We start from the raw sequence: 21,217 nt of genomic DNA, 5'->3' as shown, positions 1-21,217 counted from the left end.
CAGACATGATCATTCGCGATTTTACGGACAACGATCTGTACAAATTCAGCGTCATGAACGCCATCCAAAAGAAGTTCCCCGACGCGGAGGTCGTCTATCGCTTCGTCAACCGTGGCGAGACGCCCTTCCCCGAGGGCTTCGGCGAGGCCCTGCGCCGCGAGGTGGACGCCATGCGCACGCTCTTCTTGACGGACACGGCCGAGGCCTTCATGCGCCGCCGATGCTACTACTTCGACAATGTCTTTTTCGACCTCCTCAAGGGCTTCCGCTTCAACCCCGCCGAAGTCACGGTGGTGCAAGAAGGCGGGCGACTGGAGGTCGAAGTGCGCGGACTGTGGTATCGCACGGTACTCTGGGAGGTGCCCCTCATGGCCATGATCTCCGAGCTCTATTACCGCATGACGGGCGCCACGCCCGCGGCCGACGCCGACGATCGCGCACGCGCCAAAGCGCGTCGCTTCGAGGAGCTGGGCGCTGAGCTGTCGGAGTTCGGCACCCGAAGGCGCTTCTCGTTCGAGGTGCAAGACCGCGTCATCGGCATCCTCAAGGAGTGCATGCCGCGCGTGCTCAACGGCACATCGAACGTCTACCTGGCCATGCTTCACGACCTCATCCCCATGGGCACCCACCCGCACGAATGGTTCATGTATCACGGCGCCCACTACGGCTACCGCGTGGCCAACGAGATGGCGATGGAGAACTGGGTCGACGTCTACGACGGTTACCTCGGCATCGCCCTGCCCGACACCTTCACCTCTACCGACTTCTTCAAGAGCTTCTCCACCAAATACGCCAAGCTCTTCGACGGCCTGCGCTGCGACAGCGGCGACCCCTTCGAGTTCACCGAGCGCGCCCTCAGCTACTATGAGCGCCACCGCATCGACCCGAAAAAGAAGACCGTCGTCTACAGCGACAGCCTCGACCTCGAAGCCATCGCCCGCATCAAGGGCTACGTGGCCGGCCGCCTGCACGACGTCTACGGCGTCGGCACCTTCCTCACCAACGACGTCGGCGTGCAGCCCCTCAACATCGTCATCAAGCTCTTCGAGGTCAAGCCCAAGGGCGAAACGGACTTCCTGCCCGTGGTCAAGCTCTCCGACTCACCCGGCAAGCACACCGGCGACCCGGACGAGATCGACCTCTGCAAGCGCATGCTGAAACTCTGATCTGATGCGCGCCGCAGACCCCGAATCGCCTTCCCCAACGAGTGATTTTTGCTGGTGCATGAGTGATTTTTGCTCAAGCACCAGCTTTTTTTGCTCGCACACGAGCTTTTTTTGCTCGTCCACGAGTGATTTTTACTCGTCCGCGAGTTTTTTTTGCTCGAGCACGAGCTTTTTTCACTCGAGCATGAGCTTTTTTTACTCGTCCATGAGCAAAAAAAGCTCGTCCGTCGGTGCCCCATCCCGGTTCATCACCCCCACGTTTCGCCGCGAAACGCCTCAACCCCCAACCCCCATTTCCCCGCAGATATGATCGTAGCCGAACAGAAGAGACAAGAGAACATCGTCGAGTACCTTTTATATATGTGGCAGGTGGAAGACCTGATCCGAGCCAACGCCCTCGACAGCGACCGCATCCGCCGCACCCTCGTGGCCCGTTACGACGTGGCCGACGATGTGCGCGAACGCATCGCCCAGTGGTATGACAATCTGGCAGACATGATGCGCAGTGAAGGCGTCGCCGAGCATGGGCACCTGCAGATCAACCGCAACGTCGTCATCCTCCTCAACGACCTCCACCTCTCCCTCCTCCGCAATCCGCAGGAAGCCACCTACGGCGCGCTCTATTACAAGGCCCTGCCCTCCATCGTCCGCCTCCGCGCCAAGTCTGGCGGCGCCGAGATGACCGAGATCGAGACCTGCCTCACCGCCCTCTACGGCTACCTCCTGCTCCGCCTCCAAGGCGCACCCGTCAGCCCCGAGACGCTCGAGGCTGTCCGCGAAATCAACCTCATGCTCACCTTCCTGGCAGAGAAATACAAGGAGGAGCGCGACATCACTCACCCTCATTAATCATTCACTATGAATCATTCACTCGACATGATCCCCGTACTCGTCACCGGCGCCCGCGGCCAGTTGGGCGACGCCATCCGCCGCCGCATCTACCGCCACCCGAACTACGCCTTCACCCTGACCGACATCGACGAACTCGACCTCTGCGACAGCAACGCCGTCGCCGACTTTGTCCGCCGCGGTCGCTACGCCTACATCATCAATTGCGCCGCCTACACCGCCGTCGATCGCGCCGAGAGCGACGCCGAACGCTGCCTCCAGATCAACCGCGACGCCGTCGGCCACCTCGCCACGGCCGCCCGCGAAGTCGGCTCACGCATGATTCACATCTCCACCGATTACGTCTTCGACGGCCGCGCCCATCGCCCCTACCGCGAGGACGACACCCCGTCGCCCACCTCCGTCTACGGCCGCACGAAGCTCGCCGGCGAGCACGTCCTGCTCGAGGCACTACCCACCGACGCCGCCATCCTCCGCACCGCGTGGCTCTACTCCGAAGTCGGCAACAACTTCGTCAAGACCATGCTCCGCCTCGGCGCCGAGCGCCCCGAGATCCGCGTCGTGAACGATCAAATCGGCTCGCCCACCTACGCCGGCGACCTGGCCGAGGCCGTGCTCCACATCCTCACCGCGCCCACCTTCCACCCCGGCGTCTATCATTACACCAACGAGGGCACCTGCAGCTGGTACGACTTCGCCTGCCACATCCTCCGCGTCGCCCACCTCACGTGCATCGTCCTCCCCATCTCCACGGCGGACTATCCCACGCCCGCCGCGCGCCCCGCCTACAGTGTCCTCGACAAGACCCGGATCTGCACCGTCTACGGCCTGTCCATCCCCCGCTGGCAAGACAGCCTCGACCGCTGCCTCCATCATTTCATGGACGCCGCCTCCCGCTAACTACTACTCACTTCCTCTGACTACTTCAAACTCCCCTCTCCCCTTATGACCCTCCAAGACGAAATCCGCCGCCGCCGCACCTTCGCCATCATCAGCCACCCCGACGCCGGCAAAACCACCCTCACCGAGAAGCTCCTCCTCTTCGGTGGCGCCATCCACGTAGCCGGCGCCGTAAAGTCGAACAAAATCCGCCGCACCGCCACCTCCGACTGGATGGAGATCGAGAAGCAGCGCGGCATCTCCGTGGCCACCTCCGCCATGGCCTTCGATTATGAAGGCTACAAGATCAACATCCTCGACACCCCCGGCCACCAAGACTTCGCCGAGGACACTTATCGCACCCTCACGGCCGTCGATAGCGTCATCATCGTCATCGACGCCGCCAAAGGTGTCGAGACACAGACCCGCAAACTGATGGAAGTCTGCCGCATGCGCAAGACACCCGTCATCGTCTTCGTCAATAAGCTCGACCGTGAAGGCAAAGCCCCCTTCGACCTCCTCGACGAGATCGAGAGCGAGCTTCAAATCACCGTCCGCCCCTTGAGCTGGCCCATCGAAATGGGCGACCGCTTCAAAGGCGTCTACAACCTCTACGAGCGCAAGCTCGATCTCTACCGCCCCGACAAGCAGGTGGTCACGGAGAGCGTAGCCTTCAGCGACCTCACCGATCCCGACCTCGAGCGCCGCATCGGCGAGTCGTCCGCCGCGCAGCTCCGCGAAGACATCGAGCTGATTGAGGGCGTCTATCCCCCGCTCGACGTCCAGACCTACCTCAGTGGCGACGTCGCCCCGGTCTTCTTCGGCTCCGCGCTGAACAACTTTGGCGTCCGCGAGCTGCTCAACTGCTTCGTCCGCATCGCTCCGCCACCCCAACCCGTGCAGACCGTCGAGCGACTCGTCCAGCCGGAGGAGCCCACGTTCACCGGCTTCGTCTTCAAGATTCACGCGAACATGGACCCCAATCACCGCAGCTGCATCGCCTTCGTCAAGGTCTGCTCCGGCCGCTTCGAACGCAACGCCAACTATCGCCACGTCCGCCTCGATAAGATGATGCGCTTCAGCAGTCCCACGGCTTTCATGGCCCAGAAGAAGGAGGTCGTCGACGAAGCCTTCGCCGGCGACATCGTCGGCCTACCGGACACGGGCAACTTCAAGATCGGCGACAGCCTGACCGAGGGCGAGCTGCTCCAGTTCAAGGGCCTCCCACGCTTCTCGCCCGAGCTTTTCAAATACATCGAAAACGCCGACCCTATGCGCGCCAAGCAGCTGAACAAAGGCATCGATCAGCTGATGGACGAGGGCGTGGCGCAACTCTTCACCAACCGTTTCAACGGTCGCAAGATCATCGGCGCCGTCGGGCAATTGCAGTTCGAGGTCATCCAGTACCGCCTGCTGCACGAGTACGGCGCGCAGTGTCGCTGGGATCCGCTCCCCCTCTACAAAGCCTGCTGGATCGAGAGCGACGACAAGGCTGCGCTCGACAGCTTCATGCGCCGCAAGGCCCAATACATGGCCTCCGATCACGAGGGCCGCGACGTCTACCTGGCCGACTCGGCCTACGTCCTCACCATGGCGCAGCAGGACTTTCCCGACGTGCGTTTCCACTTCACCTCCGAGTTCTGATCACGCCCCGACACTTCTCCCGATAGACACCCCCAGAAAAAACGCGGGGTTTGCGTCCGAACTAAGCGAGACGCAAACCCCGTAAAATGACAGCAGCGGAAAGGATTACTCCCTCCGCTGCTTCTCGATAACCACTTTTACAATCACTTATACCCCGCATGTTTCATCAGGGCTATGTCTTCTCAATTTTTGTCACTGTTGGCCAGCTGTTCCCGTATTTTGCGGATCCGCGAATACAGGTGCTGGGTCATAAAGCCATTGCCTGCCAGACGGTACCTTTCTGCCTGATATTGCAGCATGGCCAATTCACGTAAGCACTGCTTATCTGCAATCATTCTCATAAACTCCTTCATTGAATAACCGCCGCAAAGATAGAGCTACTCCCCGAAAACATGTTGTAGAACATGCTTTCAACCCTGTTCTCAGTTCATTTTTAACAGAAACAGGCATGTTTACGCCCCATTTCTAACGTTTTCACACAGGAAATCGCCTGCGAAGAATGGATTCTCTGCGGTGCGTTTTCAGACACAGAATCCCTTGAATGACGACACCCCGCGCGCTCCCAACTACGGGCTACATCCGTCGGAAAATCTCCGTGCGCTGCCCCCTGATGGCAAACTGCGATCTGCCGCCATGCTGGATAGGGTCAGATGGCAAGTAATCTTACCCGATACCATTCCCTCTCCCCTTATTATGCAGAACCTATGCATTAAAGCAATTCTGATTTACACCGTATGGCGTGCAATCTGATGTAAATCAATTTTGTTTTGCATCGGATTGCACGACATCTGAACTGAATCAAAATTGATTTTCTCCATATGTCGTGCAATCTGGAGCGAATCAATTTTGTTTTGCATCGGATTGCACGGCATCTCATGTGAAACAAATTGGATTTGCTTCGTATGGTATGCAATCTGGCGTGAATCCATTTTGTATTGCTTCAGATTGCACGGCATTTCATGTGAAACAGATTTGATTTACTCCGCATGGCGTGAAATCTGAAACGAATCAATTTTGAATTGCATCGGATTGCACGAAATCTGATCTGAATCAAAATTGACTCACTTCGTATGGCGTACAATCTGATGTGAATCCATTTTGTATTGCTTCGGATTGCAGGGCATTTTGTATCAAACAAATTGGATTCGCACTGTATTTCATGCGATCTGATAAAAAACACAATCTGCCCTACTAAGATTTCCAGATCAAAGACCAGCCGACGGACGGGGGCCGACCGTAAACGCGAATCGATGTGAGGGTGCGGTATGGGAATTATAAAAACAGCGCCTAATTTTGCCCGCGTTTTGGTGATGCAGCGATCGGCGTCCGTCGCGCTGCATGAAAAGGGAATCCGGTGAGAGTCCGGAACAGTGCCCGCTACTGTAACCCCCCTCGTTCAAAGCAAAAAGAAGAGCCATCCGCAATGCCACTGTCGGCGTGCACAGACACGCGATGGGAAGGCCCTCGGTTCTTTAGGGGGAAGTCAGGAAACCTGCCAGGACACAGCTTGATGTCGCACGCCCCGGGGCCAGGGCGGCGGAGGACTGACGATGGATATATTCAATAGTCACATATGAAGAAAAAGTACATAGGAATGCTCCTCGCATGGCTGTGCGGGGTGATGACGCTCAGCGCACAAACGGGCGTGAGTGGACGAGTGATTAATGCCGACACGAACGAGCCTGTGGTAGGCGCCAACATCCGCGTGGACCACAGTCTGACGGGCGACGTGACCAATACGCGCGGCGAGTTTACGATCAGCAACCTGCCCGAGGGCACGCACACGCTGAACGTGTCACACCTGAACTATACGACCGAAGCGCGCGAGGTGCGGAGCGGCGAAACGGGCGTCGTGATCCGCATGCGCGAGAGTATGGTGCAGCTTGGGCAGGTGGTGGTGACGGGCACCGGAACGCATCACCTGATGAAGAATAGCCCCGTGCCCGTGAACGTGATCACGTCGCGCGAACTGAGCAACGCCGGCATCTCAACCCTCGACGAAGCCCTGCAAAAACTGACCCCCTCCTTCTCGAACATGACCAACGGTATGGGCACGACGCTCAGCCTGAACGGGCTGCCGGAGAAATACTTCGTCTTCCTCGAAAACGGTCGCCGGATAGGTGGCGACAACACCTACGAACGCATCGACGTCTCGCGTATCAAGCGCATTGAGATCCTCAGCGGCGCCTCCTCGGCGCTCTACGGCACGAACGCTGTCGGCGGCGTGGTGAACATCATCACGAACGACGTAAAGCATGCCGTCAACCTCTCTTCCGACACGCGTTACACGTCGCACGGACGCTTCACTCAGTCGATCGCGGCCGACGTCAACACGGGCCGATTCGGCTCCTACACCTCCTATCGCCGCAGCCAAGCCGAAAGCTGGCAACTCAGTCCGTACGAGCGAAACAAGAAGGACAGCCTTGTGGAGACGCAGAAGGTAGCCTCCGCCGGCTTTCACTCCGACAACGTCAACCAACGATTCACCTACGACGCCACCGATCGCCTCTCCTTCCAGCTGCGAGGCGGCTACTTCCGCAACATCACGCGTCGGCCCGCCGCAGCGTACGATTACGACCTCCAGCACCGCACCTACTCCTGGGGCGCAGGCGTCAAATACCTCCTCTCGCCCGATGCCTACATCACGGCGGACTATCAGGCCGACTTCTTTTCGTCGCGCTACAACTTCCTGAACGCAAGCAAGACGTACAAGACCCAGCCAGGCGACGAATTGGTGCGCAAACGCACGCGCAATCAGCAGGCCAACGTGAAGGGGATCTTCAACCTGGGCGAACGGAATAAGGTATCGGTCGGGGTGGAGTACTTGGCCGACATGCTCAGCAGTCCCACGGAGAACATCAGCCACAAAACGGCCTACACCGCGGCCCTCTTCGCACAAGATGAGATCACGATCACCCGCCAACTGCGAGCCTTAGCTGGGGTGCGTTACCTCTACCACGAATTTTTCAAGAGCTACGCCACGCCAAACGTCGCCCTCATGTATGGCCAGGGAGGTCTGAACCTCCGAGCCTCCTATGCCGCTGGATTTCGCGCTCCCACACTCTCGGAACTGTACGCCTCCGAGACGACCAAGTCAGTCGACCGCATTACGATCGGCAACCTCAACCTCAAACCCGAGAAGAGCGACTATTTCTCCCTCAATGCCGAGTACGCCCACAGCCGCTTCACGGTGAGCACGAACTTCTTCTACAATCGCATCCGTGATATGATCGATTATCGTACCATCGCCACGGGTGAAGAGGCCAAACAGAAGTACGGACACGAGGAAGTGCGCCAGCGCGACAACGTCTACAAGGCGGAAGTCCGCGGCATCAACGTGGCGGCCCAAGCCTACCTCGGAGCAGGCTTCCGCATCGGCGCGGGATACACTCACCTCGACACGAAAGACGATGAAACGGGCCGACCCATCGACAAGAGTCTCCGGAATGCCGCCAACGTCAACGCGCAATGGACACGCACATGGGGCGGATACACGATGAACGTCTACCTGAACGGTCGCATCAACAGCGAACGCTTCTCCAAGACCTACGGTTACGCTCCCGCCTACCAAGTTTGGGATCTCAACACCCGCCACACGTTCTCTCTCCGTTCTGTGATCCTCGAACCGGGCGTGGGCATCGAAAACCTCTTCAATTACACCGACGACAGGCCCTACAATTTCAACTACGCCACGCTGACACCCGGCCGCTCGGTCTACGTAAGCCTATCCATCAAGTTTAGAGGATGAAACGGAGACACTTGCATCACATCACATCGGCACCACGCTGCAAAGTCGCCGGACGGATGGCCCTTGCCACCGCCTTACTTTGGGTAGCGCAGGCCGTTTCGGCACAAGATTCGACGATGAGGCGCCCCAACGAGGCGATGAAGAACATTGCACTCGACGAGGTAGTCGTCACCGCAACGGGTACGGAACATACATTGAAGTCTGTACCCGTACAGACGGAGATTATCTCGGGCCGGGCGCTCAAGAACTTCGCCGGACGGAGCATCGAGGACATCTTATCGGGATTGACCGCCTCCTTCGCCTTTGGTGAGGACGACATGGGCAGCCATATCCAGATGAATGGCTTGGGCAATAACTACATCCTGATCCTGATCGACGGAAAACGTATTCACGGCGATGTCGGCGGGCAAAATGAGCTCTCGCTCATCGATCCGAACAACATCGAGCGGGTGGAGATCGTCCGCGGCGCCTCGTCCGCGCTCTATGGGAGCGATGCAATGGCCGGCGTGATCAACATCATCACCAAAAAGCACGATGAAGGGGTCTTACTCGAAAATACTTCGCGCTTCGGGTCGTATGGAGATGTCCGCCAACACACCGGCGTGGGCTTCAACATCGGCCGATTCAGCAGCTGGACCAACTTTCAGCTTCAGCACTCCGATGGATGGCAGAACACGTCTGTCGAGGACCCCAACCAAACGGAATTTCTCATCACCGACTCCCGCAATAAGACAGTCAACAGGAACACGAACTGGCAACTGTCCGAGCGACTCGGCTTCTCTCCGACGCGCGACCTCGAACTCTACGCCGCCGGAAGCATCTATGGCAAACGCATCTACCGCCCGAGCGGGAAATACCCCTCCGTAGACGTGAAGACCTACGATCTTCAGTACGGCAACGCCTCCGCAGCCGTCGGGGGTAAATGGAAGCTGAACCGAACGGACCTCCTCACGCTCGACGTGAGCTGGGATCGCCACGCTTACTACTACAATTTCACTGACACCACCCTCATCGATGGCTATATCAATGGTCGATATACGCCGTACTACCCTTATTTCCCCGGGCAGACGGATCTGCAGAGCGATCAGCAGCGCACCTTGGCCGCGCTGAAGGGTGTCTTCCGCTTACCCTTCGAAAACACGCTCAGTGCGGGCCTTGAATGGCGCTACGACTGGCTCAAGGCGCCGATGCGCGTCATTGACGGTAAGGCGTCAGACCAAACCGCGGCCGTTTTCGTACAAGATGAGTTCGGGCTGCTCGATCCGCTGCAAATCACGGCGGGTCTACGCGTAGATCGTAACGCCCGCTTCGGGCGGTTCAAGCTCACACCGAAAATTGCTGCCATGCTCAGCCTCGGAGACTACCGCCTGCGCGCGGTATGGAGTCGCGGATTCAAAACGCCCACTCCCAAGGAACTTTTCTACCGTTACATCCGCGAGATGGCCGGCACCCACCTCTATTTAGGTAACACCGACCTCCGTCCGCAGACCTCCGACTACTTTTCTCTCGGTGCCGAATATCTGGGAAGCCGTGGCCTCTCCCTGTCAGTCACCGGATACTTCAACCGACTGGACCACATGATCACCTTAGTCACCATCCCCACCTCGCAAGCCCCTGGTGACCTGGTGGCGAGGTACGACCCCGTCAAAGTGCGCCAGTACAAGAACCTCGAAAGCGCCAAAACGTACGGCGTAGACATTAGTCTTCGATATGCAGTCCGCGCCTTTACCATCGGCGCCGGATACAGCTACCTCAATACCGACGCCAATCTCTACGACGCCACTCACGACCGCATGAAATCCGTCATCATCGACGGGACAGCCCACCACAAGGCCAATGCATTCGTCACCTGGAGCCACGATTTCTCTCCCGCCTATCATTTTACCGCCGGACTTTACGGACGCGCCTCATCCAAGCGATATTATCAGATCAACGGCGACGGGAAAGGCTTCCAAATCTGGCGACTTTCTACCACCCACGACCTCGGACGCGCACGTCATATGACTTATCGTCTCGAAGCTGGCGTGGATAACCTCTTCAATTATTGCGACCGTACCCCGCACGGCCTCCATTTGGGCACCATGACGCCCGGGCGCACCGTTTACGCCTCGCTCACCGTACGCTTTGCTAAAGGCAAGAAGGTGAAGCACGAAAAAGACACGATTACCAACCTAAATAGTAACGATTATGAAGAGAATTAAGACATGGATCTTGGCTGCAATGGCCATCGTCCTCGCAGTGAGCCTCAACTCCTGCGACAAGAGTGAAGAACCCATCACGAACGTGGAGCGCTACCAACAATCGGTAGACAACACCGTCAAGACGGGTAAGAAACACGACAAAGTGATCCTGCTCGTGGCCTTCGGGTCCACATGGCAGCGCGCCTTTCTGGCCTTCGACAACACCGTAGCCGAATACAAGAAGGCATTCCCCGACTACGACGTCTTCCTGTCCTTCTCCTCCGCCATTTGCATCAACCGCGCCGCCGCGGGCGAGCACGCCAAGGACGAGGGAGAGGCCAAAGCCGAGGTGCGTCACTACTACTCGCCCAACTTTTGGCTCGAAGCCTTCGGACGCGTACAGTACAGCGAGATTATTGTCCAGTCTCTGCAAGTGATTCCGGGCGAAGAGTACGGCCGAGTGATCAACTACATGAAGGATTTCGCTAACAACAGTCTGGGAGACCTCGACGACGCCTATTTGAAGAAGGTCACCCTCCGTTTAGGCCTTCCCCTCATGGCCGACGCCGATAAGGACGTCAAGGCACTCGCCAAAGCGCTTGATGCGAACTACGCTAACTACGCCAAGCAGGGCATCGTAGCCTTCATGGGCCACGGTAACCCCGATTCATACGACATCTACAAGGCGAACATCCGTTACACGCAGCTGGAACAGGCGCTCCAGAAGATCAACAAAAACTACTACGTCGGTACGGTCGACATGAAGGACAACTTCAAGACCTTCGTTCGCGAAAGAATGGTCAAAGCAGGCGTCAGCAAGGGCCGCGTCTACTGCACACCCCTCATGTCCATCTCCGGCGACCATGCCCACAACGATATGGCTGGCAACGACGTCGCCAAGACCCCATTCCAGCCCAATGAAGAGGGTGAAGTGGAAGACACGAGCTGGAAAATGTACTTCAAGACCATGGGCTACGACTGCTCAGACGAGACTCAGATCATGAATGGCCTCCTCGAGCGCGAAAATGTCCGTCAATTGTGGATGAACCACACCAAGAACGCCGAGAAGGTAGACTACTATCACTCAAAGAACCCCGAATAAGGCGAGTCTGTCCCACGTACATCTGTTGCGTGAGGCAAGCCTCACCCCTTTAGGAACTCCCTCTCAGAGAGAAGATTAAACACGCTCTTTTTTCATAACTATTTCTGACTGTGGACGGCCCGCCCGTCCGAATGACTGTGCAGCCCGGCATGTGTAAACGTGTCGGGCTGTTTCGTTTTGGGGGTATCCGGTGGAGACCAGCCGCAAACGCGGCGCGTTTCGATCCTCATAGATCGGGGCAGGTCGAATATTTTCGAGGTATCCGGACAATTTGGCCGGAAGCCTCTACCGAGGCAGGGAAGTTTGCCTGATACATCACAAAAATATCTACCTCATCTATCAGGTACCCGGACAATTTGGCCGGCGTCCCTGACGCCTTGATTTTCTTTTGCCTCCTTTTCTTTCATCAAGGAAAGAAAAGGAGATGAAGAACAGACCATCACTTAGAAACATCCTCCAAACTCATCAATAAAAACACCTCCTACTAAGTAGCAACACCTAAACGCGGCGCGTTTTGTACTTCCTACCTAGTAACAACACCTAAACGCGCCGCGTTTTGTACTTTCTATCTAGTAGCAACACCTAAACGCGGCGCGTTTTGTACTTCCTACCTAGTAGCAACATCGAAATGCGGCGCGTTTTGTACTTCCTACTTAGTAGCAACACCTAAACGCGGCGCGTTTTGTACTTCCTACTTAGTAGCAACACTAAAACGTGCTGCGTTTTCATCTTCCCAAGTAGGGGCGTATTGCATACGCCCCACAAACGGCCCTTTGGGCCGAAAATCATCTTACACATTTGATCATCGAAGGCCTTTCTTTTACCCCTAATGGGGTATCTGTAGGGCGTATGCAATACGCCCCTACATGGAGACACCCAAACGCGGCGCGTATTCATCTTCCCAAGTAGGAGCGTATTGCATACGCCCCACAAACGGCCCTTTGGGCCGAAAATCATCTTACACATTTGATCATAGAAGGCCTTTCTTTTACCCCTAACGGGGTATCTGTGGGGCGTATACAATACGCCCCTACATGGGGACATCCAAACGCGGCACGTATTCATCTTCCCAAGTAGGGGCGTATTGCATACGCCCCACAAACGGCCCTTCGGGCCGAAAATCATCTTACACATTTGATCATCGAAGGTCTTTCTTTTACCCCTAACGGGGTATATGTGGGGCGTATGCAATACGCCCCTACATGGAGACACCCAAACGCGGCGCGTTTTGTACTTCCATCTTAGGTGGGACACTAAAACGCGGCGCGTTTTGTACTTCCATCTTAGGTGGGACACCGAAACGCGGCGCGTTTTGCACTTTCATCTTAGGTGAAACACCGAAACGCGGCGCGTTTTGCACTTCCATCTTAGGTGGAACACCGAAACGCGGCGCGTTTTGCACTTCCATCTTAGATGGACGTTTTGAATCGCTTGCATTTTTCGGATGATTCCTTAATGTGGTCTAAAAATGCATCTCGGGAGGGAAGCGTATGCTGCTACGAATAAAAAATCCCTCAAAACGAAGGGCTTCCATGCGTCCTTCATTTTGAGGGATGATCTATTTTGGGGAATGGATGAATGTTTCTGTCGTCAGAGGCGGCGCTTTGCTCCTACCCTATTCTTCTTTTCTTGCCTTGATGCAAGAAAAGAAGCAAAAGAAAATCAAGGTGCCAGGGGCACCGGCCAAGTTGGCCGGGTACATGATAGATGGACTGGAGGCTTTGGCCAAGTTGGCCGGGTACATGATTGGAGAGGTCCAGATTTGTGCCATGTACCAGGCAAACTTCCCTGCCTCGGCAGAGGTCTTTGGCCGCGTTTTTACTCTCCTAACGGTGCGAAGTAGTGGAGCTTATGGCCGGGTAGGAGTCTGGGGTGGATGATGGCGATGAGATCGCTCAGGAGACGGTCTGGATGGAGGGGGATCTCTTCGTAATAGTGCGAATTGTGGGTGTTGCAGCCGTAGATATGTCTACCCGCGAAGGCGTCGAAGCTCGCATAAGGTGTGTATTCGGCTCGGAGCGACCCGTAGGTCATATTCACATCGGCATTATACTGAATAAGCCATAAATCAGCATGTTGCGCACGGTCGATAACGGCCTCAAACGTCAGCGGAGTGCTTCCCGAGCCGGGCAGATCACGAAAAACATAGTCCGCACCCGCATCTTGGTACATGCGAGCCATGTAACTCGCCCCGTTAGGCACATGCCAGGCGGAACCGTATTTCTTCCCCACCAAAAGCGTGGGGCGCTTCGAAATAGTGTCCGTCAGCGCGCGCACGCGGAGGTATGCTGCTTCGGTGGAGCGGAAAAGACTGTCGGCTGTGGCCTCTCTATCGGTCAGGAGTCCGAGAAAACGGATCCATTCGGCCCTTCCTAACGGGTCGGCCTCCATATAATCGGCACATTCGATGATCGGAAGACCGATTTTTTCGGCTGGCCCATAGCCGGCGTTCTGAAATGGCGAGGCGAGGATGGCGTCCGCGCCAATGCGGATCATCCCTTCGATGTCGGGTGAGGTAGCCTCGCCCAAGTCGGCCACTGTACCGTTGCGCAATCCGTTAAGCACGGGCTCGACGTGCACATATTGGGCCTCGCATACGCCCGCGATGCCGTCGGAGGCCCCTAATTCGTTGAGAAGTGCGCAATGGACGGACGTATAGACCACCATACGGCGGAGAGGAGTGCGTACCACGGTGCCCTCAGGCATTCCTTCAGGCAACGCAGCTGCGGAACGCGGCACGAGCAGGTAACGATGCAACAACCGACCCTCGTTCCAAGGATCGCGCAGCTCTACTACGGTAAAATCAGTGTGGCGCGTGATGGTGAGACCCCTTGCATAGCGCAGGGAGTCCACTGACGCGCCGGCGTCGGAAGCCTGAGGCATAGAAGAGCGCTGCCCCACGTTACAGCTGAACGTGAGGCAGAGCATGAACCATGCAAATAGGCAGAAGAAAGTGCGTATCACAGGTTTTTATGTAACTCTTGGGGACAAGAAGCGGCTTATCCCCAAGAGGGAAGGGACATCAATTGAAAAAGACGGCGTTGTTCGGGTTAATACCTCCGGAGCTGAACTTTTCGATGAGCTTACCATTACGATCGAAGCGGTAGATGTCGCCGTTGGTCTTATAATCAGACGTTCCGATGTAGATGTCTCCGTTGTTGGGGTTCACTTCCATCATGTAGACACTCGTTGAGCCGAGCGCGTCGGGCATATTGTTCAAGAAGTTACTGCTGTTCAACGTGCCAGTGCGGACATCATAGCTGGAGAAGGTGTTGGTCGTCTTGTAAGTCTTCCAATCCGTGTCGCTGTAAACCATATAAATCGTGCCGCGATACTCACAAAAGTTCGTAGCCTTGGCTATGGTCTTGACGGCACCAGTAGAAATGTCAACGAGCTGCACAGGATAGGTGTAGTTGGGATAACTACCGCCGTATCCCTGCACAAAGAATTTGCCTTCGGAGACAAGCACCTTCTCCGGGTTCTGTGCCACGGTGATGTTGTTCGTTACAAGCATGGAATTAGCGTCAATAATGGTCACGGTGGTGCCTTTTCCCATCCCAGAGTTGGCTACGCAGAGATAGCCGTTGGCATAAGCAATGCCTTCAGGGTTTTCGCCCACGTTGGCATAGCCTTCAATGGTCAATGTTTCTGCGTCCACCTTGGCCACCTTGCCACTGTAGAGGGTGACATAGAGCTTTCCATCGAGGGCAAAGAGGTGTCTCGGCAATCCATCCTCCTTATTGAAGGCGAGTCGCTTCTGCTCCACGCCAGCAGTATTGAGCTTGAGCAGCAGACCCGAGTTGTAGACGGTTACATAGATGTAATCGCCGTGGATAATCATGTCCTGCCCTGTATCACCCAGGCCCTTCTCGTTCTGCATCCTATATACATCAGCGATGAAGCTGCCATCCTTGTTCGGGGCATAGAAGGTAATGCCGGCATTGTTCTGTTTGAACGAGCCTTCGTTAAGAATAAAGACGCGAGAAGCGGGCAACGTGAGTTTGGTGCCGTCATCATTGGGCTTCGGATCGTCGTCTTTGCTACACGCGGTGAATGCCAACGCGATGGCAAGCATACACCATACACTGAAAAGAGATTGTTTGATTTTCATTTCTGTCTTGTTTTATTGGGGTTAGTACTTCAAAATGTTTAGAGTGTGACCGCCACGGTGGCGCGGAAGCTCCGACCGGGCATGGGGTAGTATTTGATGATGTCGTATTGTGTATCCATCCAATTGACACACTCCGCCTGCACGCGGATGCGACATCCATCGGGGTGATGTATATGAAACGTACGCGAGAGAGCAATCGTATGTTCGGCGTAACCGTTGACGCGATTTTCGGGTAGATTTTGGCTCATGTAGTAACGATCGCCCACGGCCACGACGGTATAAGCCGCATCGATCCAAGGCGTGCGCAGGGCCGCGGAGCCACTCCCCGAATGGAGGGGAGTGTAGGGAATTTGGTCGCGGTAGTTCTTTGCTTCGGGTGAAGTCACATCCGTGGCGCGCTGATAGGTGTAATTGGCCTGAAGATCGACGCGCACGCCGTGGGTAAGGGGTACACCGGCCGTGAGAGCGACGTCGAAGCCGAAGATGCGTACCCGTCCGAAGTTGACCATCCGCCACACGTACGTGGAGGGGAAAGCCACGATCTTGTCACGCACTTCATTGTAATATCCATCCCATGTAAGCGTGATTTGGTCGATCAGGCGAGCGGGCGCGGCAGTCCATGTGAGGCCGATGTTGTATTCGTCGGCCAGTTCAGGCCTTAGTCCGGTGTTACCTATGCGGAGGTAGTACAGATCGTTGAACGTAGGCACGCGGAAGGTCTTCTTGTAGAGCGCGCGGAGGTTGAGGTCAAGATCAGATAGGGGTCGGTAGGTCAGGGAGAAAGAGGGTGTGAATTGACTTCGGTCGGCGGGGCGATCGCCACGCTTGACACGCTCCGTGATCAGCGTAGCCAGGGCCGTTCCGACCATGGTAACACGTCCGAGTCGGTACCGCGCGCGCAGGGCCGTGAGGGAAGTGAATCGGATGGGCGCGGGATTGTCGTTTACGTTATTGTTCAGCGTATTGATGGCGCCATCTTGGGCCAGCGAGAGCTTGAATCGGTCCGTGATCTGGCCCATTGCGGCAAGAGAGGCATAATATTCATGTTGGGTGTTGAGATCCGTCTGGCGGCCGCCCTCATATTTCGGATCGGTGTCCTCATATTTATTCCAAGAGTAGTTGTATTTACCTTGCGCCTGTACGGTCCATCGATCGTTGGCCTTCCATCGATAATTAGCTTGGGCAAAGAAATTTTCATCCCACAATCGTTCACTATTTCCTGTGCGATAGAGGACGACGCTACCAGGCAATCCACGTTCGGATCGGAAAGCGTAGACTTTGGCGCGAAGCTCACTGCGATCTGTGGTGCGATAGAGGTTGGCCTCGGAGTGCCAAGAACGAATGTCTGAGTTATACCGTTTTTCTCGGGTACGCTCAGAGCCATTGACTAACGTAAACGGATAGACGCCATCAGCTCGGAGCAGATTAGCGTCGACCGAGAGCGCGGTATGGGCATTCCATCGAGTGGCAAGTCGCAGGTAAGGGTTGATGAAGCCAAAAGATCCAGCTCGGATGTGGGCTTGCAGACTGTGGCGGCGCTTGGATGTGAATTGAGGTACCTCGGTGCGGATGCTGAGCACAGCTGCTGACGCTGACATGCGGGCGGATTGCAGCAGATCCTCCTCCTGACCGACTGAGAGGGTGAGCATGGCCACGTTATCGAGGGATAAACGACCGATATCTATCTGTCCGGCCTGCGTGTTGCTCATTGCCACTTGGTCGTAACTGATCGCCGTGTGATGGGCGCCGAGGCTACGCACGGAGACTGTTTTCATGCCGCCAATTCCGCCGTAGTCACGGACGGTGGTTCCTGCAAAACGGCGTACGGCATCGGCCATATTTTGCAATCCAAGGGTACGAATGGCCTCGCCCGTGACTACTTGTACGGGGATAGTGGCTGTCAGTCGCCGTGGCGTAGGTGTAGCGGTGACGGTAACCTCATCGATGCGACGTTCTAAGGTTGTATCGCGCTCCTGAGCCGTGACCACGACAACGGAGGCCCATGCGCAGAGCATGAGTGTCGTAGTCTTACGTATGTAGATAGATCCGATAGACATTTGAGTACATATCTGAGCCCTCGTCTTCACCCGAGACCGTGAGGGAAGATTAAAATTTGACGTCGGCAGGTCTTCCGGCTCGTTCCTCCTTTTCGTAGGCAGCCTTCCCAGCTCATGCGAGCCAGTGGCAAGTGTGTAGATGGCCAAGGATACAGAACATACGGCTGCGGGTACAGCGCCGGCCTTTCACCGGCTTCCCTTTTACTAACCGAGAAGCGGTTGCCCCACCGGTTAGACCGAAATCGCGGACAAAAATAGAAGCAGCTTCTGAACTTTCGGCGGGAGTAATCGCGTGTGGAAGGGCCTCCATCCCCACGCACAGACTACTTTTGCCCGTATAAATGGCAACAAACCGAAAAGATGTTGAGTAAAGCGAAGATCAAACAGGTGCACGCGCTGGAGTTGAAGAAACACCGCGACGAGCAACAGGCTTTCGTGGCCGAGGGAACCAAAACCGTAATCGATCTCATGGGCACTTTCGCCTGCGAATGGATAGCTGCACGACCGGAATGGTTTGATGCGCACGCCGATCAGCTATCCGACGGCGAACGAATCGAGGCCGATCGCGACGAACTGCATCGTGCCAGCCTATTAAAGTCGCCGCCCGAGGTGATTGCCATCTTCCACCGCCGTGAAGACGATCTCCGTGGCGCCGATCCCACTCAGGAGTGGGTGATTGCCCTCGACGGCGTGCAAGATCCCGGTAACCTCGGCACCGTGATCCGCACCGCCGACTGGTTAGGCTACACGCACCTCGTTTGCAGCCCTGACACGGCCGACGCATTCGGTCCCAAGGCCATCCAATCCGCAATGGGCTCCACGGCACGCATCCACATCCACTACACAGACCTCCCCGCCTTTATCCGCAGCCACTCCGAGGCCATGATATACGGCACCTTTGCCGACGGCACGCCTCTCTACGACCTACCGTCACCCCTCACGACTGGCTTACTCGTAATGGGCAGCGAAGGACGTGGCATCCGTTCCGAAGTAGCAGCACTCGTCACTCATCGAATCGGTATCCCCCGCTATCCCACCGACCGCTACGGCGCTGAATCGCTCAACGTGGCCGTGGCCACGGCTATCGTCTGCGCTGAGATTCGTCGCCGCGCCCACTGATTCCGACGCATCACCGCCCACTTTCGCCCGAAAAAAAGAGGCGCCCCCATCCTATGGGGACACCTCTCTCGAATTACCTATAACAGCGGCTCCGACCGACAATCCGATCGGGAGCCATTCTCACTTCACGCGCTTGTAGCCATATACAGCCAGTGCGCCCAACTCCTCTTCGATACGAAGCAGCTGATTGTACTTGGCCATGCGGTCGCTACGGCTGAGCGAACCGGTTTTGATCTGTCCACTGTTGGTAGCCACGGCGATGTCAGCGATCGTAGCGTCCTCTGTCTCGCCCGAGCGGTGGCTTGTAACGGTCGTGTAACCGTGGCGATGGGCCATTTCGATCGCATCAAGCGTTTCGCTCAGCGATCCGATCTGGTTAACCTTGATCAAGATCGAGTTGGCGCAACCTTGCGCGATACCCTTGGAGAGGAACTCCACATTGGTCACGAAAAGATCGTCGCCCACCAGCTGGCAACGGTTGCCGATGCGCTCGGTGAGCTTCTTCCAGCCCTCCCAATCGTTCTCGCTCATACCGTCCTCGATCGAGTCGATAGGATATTTGCTGATCAGCTCCTCGAGATAAGCGATTTGCTCGTCTGCCGTACGCTTCTTGCCCTTGGCGCCCTCGAACTTGGTATAATCATAGACGCCGTCCTTGTAAAACTCTGACGAAGCGCAGTCCATACCGATACGGATGTCCTTACCCGGTTCGTAGCCAGCAGCTTTAATGGCGGCAAGAATCGAATCGAGTGCGTCCTCGGTGCCATTCAGTGCGGGGGCAAAGCCTCCCTCGTCACCGACGGCGGTGCTCAGTCCGCGATCATGCAGCACTTTCTTCAGCGCATGGAAAACCTCCGCGCCCATCCGCAAACCTTCGCGGAAAGAAGGAGCGCCCACGGGACGGATCATGAACTCTTGGAAAGCGATCGGGGCATCACTGTGCGAGCCTCCGTTGATGATGTTCATCATCGGCACCGGCATGACATAAGTGTTCGTGCCGCCGATGTAGCGATAGAGGGGCAGCTCCAGATAGTTAGCGGCGGCCTTGGCTACGGCCAGCGATACGCCGAGGATGGCGTTAGCACCGAGCTTCGACTTAGTCGGTGTACCGTCGAGGGCGAGCATCTTATGATCGATGGCACGCTGTTCGAGTGCAGACATACCGATCAAGGCGGGAGCGATCACATTGTTGACATTCTCCACGGCCTTGAGCACGCCTTTGCCACCATAGCGCTTCTTGTCTCCATCGCGCAATTCGAGGGCTTCATGCTCACCAGTCGAGGCGCCCGAAGGCACACTGGCACGTCCAACAAATCCAGATTCTAATCTCACATCCACCTCAACGGTGGGGTTGCCACGCGAGTCCAATACCTCGCGGGCGGTAATCTTTTCTATTTTCATATTGACTTGATTAATGGGTTCTTCAACCGGGGCCAAAGGTCGGAATTTATGCCAACCTGCAAAGGCGGAGCCTGCGTTGAGAGCAGCCTCCTGTGGATAGGAAGATAAAAGCGTGTGCTTGCGCTGTGTCACTTATTTCCGTATTCCCGGCATGCGACATGCCAGCGGCACTTTCGATCCAGCGGCCTCAGCATGCGACATGCCAGTGTCACTTTCGATCCAGCGGCCGCGGCATGCGACACGCCAGCGTTACTTTTGATCCAGCGGCCGCGGCATGCGACATGCTAGCAACACTTTTGATCCAGCGGCCGCGGCATGCGACACGCCAGCGTTACTTTTAATCCAGCGGCCGCGGCATGCGACACGCCAGCGTCACTTTTGAGCCAGCGGCCCTGGCATGCGACATGCCAGCATTACTTTTGATCCAGCGGCCTCGGCAAGCGACTTGCCAGCCGACTTTTGAGTCAGCGGACCGAAAAACAACTTGCCACAGAGCCGAAAAACGAGATTTACTTACGCAGAGAACTCACGAAAAAAAGGAGGTGCCTCCTTTTTGGGGGAGACACCTCTCTTTTTGGGGGGCGTTAAGCTCGGCAAGCGGTCTTCTTCTTTGTGCAGAAGCGCTTGCACTGTTCGCAAATGTTGTATCCCAATAGTGCACCGAGGATGAAATCCTCTTCAGGCGTAAGCGTATTCAGTGGTCGGGAGACGAAACTTCGGATCGTTTCGATGCATTCCGGTTGTCCGAAGTAGATATTGATGTTGTTCTTTCCCGCGCGCTGAATGAGGTAGGGGATACGCTGCTTGTCCAATCGCTCACAGGCGTGGGACACATATTGCTCGTTCAACGTGTAAAGGATCAGGTTTCGAACGCCTTTCTTGTACTCATAGATGTGATTGTACAAGACTTTGATCTCGGCCGATCCCACTATCTGCTTCGTCTCGGCGACCATGACGCTAT

Annotated in this window: 15 protein-coding genes and 2 riboswitches; of the genes, 8 read left to right on the top strand and 7 right to left on the bottom strand. The window is 56.2% G+C overall.

Annotated elements, in window-relative coordinates; all coding sequences use genetic code 11:
• Positions 1-5 precede the first annotated feature (5 nt).
• The 4 genes from pncB (at position 6) to C7123_RS11055 (ending at position 4,538) form a co-directional block, all read left to right on the top strand.
• Positions 6-1,166 (top strand): nicotinate phosphoribosyltransferase, encoded by a 1,161-nt coding sequence (gene pncB / locus C7123_RS11070; protein ID WP_069175069.1) that lies wholly within the window; start codon positions 6-8, stop codon positions 1,164-1,166.
• A 306-nt stretch (positions 1,167-1,472) separates the two neighbouring features.
• Complete coding sequence (locus C7123_RS11065; RefSeq protein ID WP_069175068.1) at positions 1,473-2,015, top strand: DUF4924 family protein; 543 nt, start codon at positions 1,473-1,475, stop codon at positions 2,013-2,015.
• A gap of 27 nt (positions 2,016-2,042) precedes the next feature.
• On the top strand, positions 2,043-2,915 hold the full coding sequence (gene rfbD, locus C7123_RS11060; protein WP_069176350.1) for a dTDP-4-dehydrorhamnose reductase: 873 nt from the start codon (positions 2,043-2,045) through the stop codon (positions 2,913-2,915).
• Between the two features lie 45 nt (positions 2,916-2,960).
• Positions 2,961-4,538, top strand: coding sequence for a peptide chain release factor 3 (locus C7123_RS11055; RefSeq protein WP_069175067.1), 1,578 nt, complete (start codon positions 2,961-2,963; stop codon positions 4,536-4,538).
• Between the two features lie 182 nt (positions 4,539-4,720).
• Here the strand turns inward: C7123_RS11055 and C7123_RS13020 are convergent, their stop codons facing one another.
• Complete coding sequence (locus tag C7123_RS13020) at positions 4,721-4,891, bottom strand: hypothetical protein (RefSeq protein WP_159049911.1); 171 nt, start codon at positions 4,889-4,891, stop codon at positions 4,721-4,723.
• Positions 4,892-5,826: 935 nt separating this feature from the next.
• Positions 5,827-6,052, top strand: a riboswitch (cobalamin riboswitch).
• A 59-nt stretch (positions 6,053-6,111) separates the two neighbouring features.
• On the opposite strand from C7123_RS13020, the gene C7123_RS11045 reads away from it, so the two are divergent.
• The 3 genes from C7123_RS11045 to C7123_RS11035 are packed head-to-tail and all read left to right on the top strand — an operon-like array spanning position 6,112 to position 11,568.
• Positions 6,112-8,286 carry a TonB-dependent receptor gene (locus tag C7123_RS11045; RefSeq protein ID WP_069175065.1) on the top strand — a complete coding sequence of 725 codons (2,175 nt, stop codon included), beginning with the start codon at positions 6,112-6,114 and terminating at the stop codon, positions 8,284-8,286.
• Entirely contained in the window at positions 8,283-10,487 is a 2,205-nt protein-coding gene (locus tag C7123_RS11040) for a TonB-dependent receptor plug domain-containing protein (protein WP_237269315.1), read from the top strand. Before C7123_RS11045 ends, C7123_RS11040 begins: the two co-directional genes overlap by 4 nt.
• A complete protein-coding gene (locus tag C7123_RS11035) occupies positions 10,474-11,568 on the top strand; it encodes a sirohydrochlorin cobaltochelatase (protein ID WP_069175064.1) in 1,095 nt (364 codons plus the stop codon). Before C7123_RS11040 ends, C7123_RS11035 begins: the two co-directional genes overlap by 14 nt.
• A gap of 1,198 nt (positions 11,569-12,766) precedes the next feature.
• Here C7123_RS11035 and C7123_RS13015 read toward each other — a convergent pair.
• The 4 genes from C7123_RS13015 to C7123_RS11020 all read right to left on the bottom strand — a co-directional run bounded on the left by C7123_RS13015 (position 12,767) and on the right by C7123_RS11020 (position 17,736).
• On the bottom strand, positions 12,767-12,976 hold the full coding sequence (locus C7123_RS13015) for a hypothetical protein (protein ID WP_159049910.1): 210 nt from the start codon (positions 12,974-12,976) through the stop codon (positions 12,767-12,769).
• Between the two features lie 410 nt (positions 12,977-13,386).
• Positions 13,387-14,496: an ABC transporter substrate-binding protein gene (locus tag C7123_RS11030; protein ID WP_069175063.1), complete on the bottom strand. Its 1,110-nt coding sequence runs from the start codon at positions 14,494-14,496 to the stop codon at positions 13,387-13,389.
• A 94-nt stretch (positions 14,497-14,590) separates the two neighbouring features.
• Positions 14,591-15,679 (bottom strand): YncE family protein, encoded by a 1,089-nt coding sequence (locus tag C7123_RS11025; RefSeq protein WP_037985314.1) that lies wholly within the window; start codon positions 15,677-15,679, stop codon positions 14,591-14,593.
• 38 nt (positions 15,680-15,717) lie between these two features.
• Positions 15,718-17,736 carry a TonB-dependent receptor plug domain-containing protein gene (locus tag C7123_RS11020; RefSeq protein WP_069175062.1) on the bottom strand — a complete coding sequence of 673 codons (2,019 nt, stop codon included), beginning with the start codon at positions 17,734-17,736 and terminating at the stop codon, positions 15,718-15,720.
• 47 nt (positions 17,737-17,783) lie between these two features.
• Positions 17,784-17,992: riboswitch (cobalamin riboswitch) on the bottom strand.
• A gap of 104 nt (positions 17,993-18,096) precedes the next feature.
• On the opposite strand from C7123_RS11020, the gene C7123_RS11015 reads away from it, so the two are divergent.
• The gene (locus C7123_RS11015; protein WP_069175061.1) at positions 18,097-18,855 is read left to right on the top strand and encodes an RNA methyltransferase; all 759 of its coding nucleotides are present in this window, start codon (positions 18,097-18,099) and stop codon (positions 18,853-18,855) included.
• 120 nt (positions 18,856-18,975) lie between these two features.
• Here the strand turns inward: C7123_RS11015 and eno are convergent, their stop codons facing one another.
• Both eno and C7123_RS11005 read right to left on the bottom strand, forming a co-directional pair.
• Positions 18,976-20,256 (bottom strand): phosphopyruvate hydratase, encoded by a 1,281-nt coding sequence (gene eno, locus C7123_RS11010; protein ID WP_037978732.1) that lies wholly within the window; start codon positions 20,254-20,256, stop codon positions 18,976-18,978.
• Between the two features lie 584 nt (positions 20,257-20,840).
• The gene (locus C7123_RS11005; RefSeq protein ID WP_037978729.1) at positions 20,841-21,209 is read right to left on the bottom strand and encodes a DUF2023 family protein; all 369 of its coding nucleotides are present in this window, start codon (positions 21,207-21,209) and stop codon (positions 20,841-20,843) included.
• Between the last annotated feature and the right edge of the window lie 8 nt (positions 21,210-21,217).

The sequence above is a fragment of the Tannerella serpentiformis genome, assembly GCF_003033925.1.
GTDB classification, from domain to species: Bacteria; Bacteroidota; Bacteroidia; order Bacteroidales; family Tannerellaceae; genus Tannerella; species Tannerella serpentiformis.
This window is presented reverse-complemented; position numbering and strand designations above follow the sequence as displayed.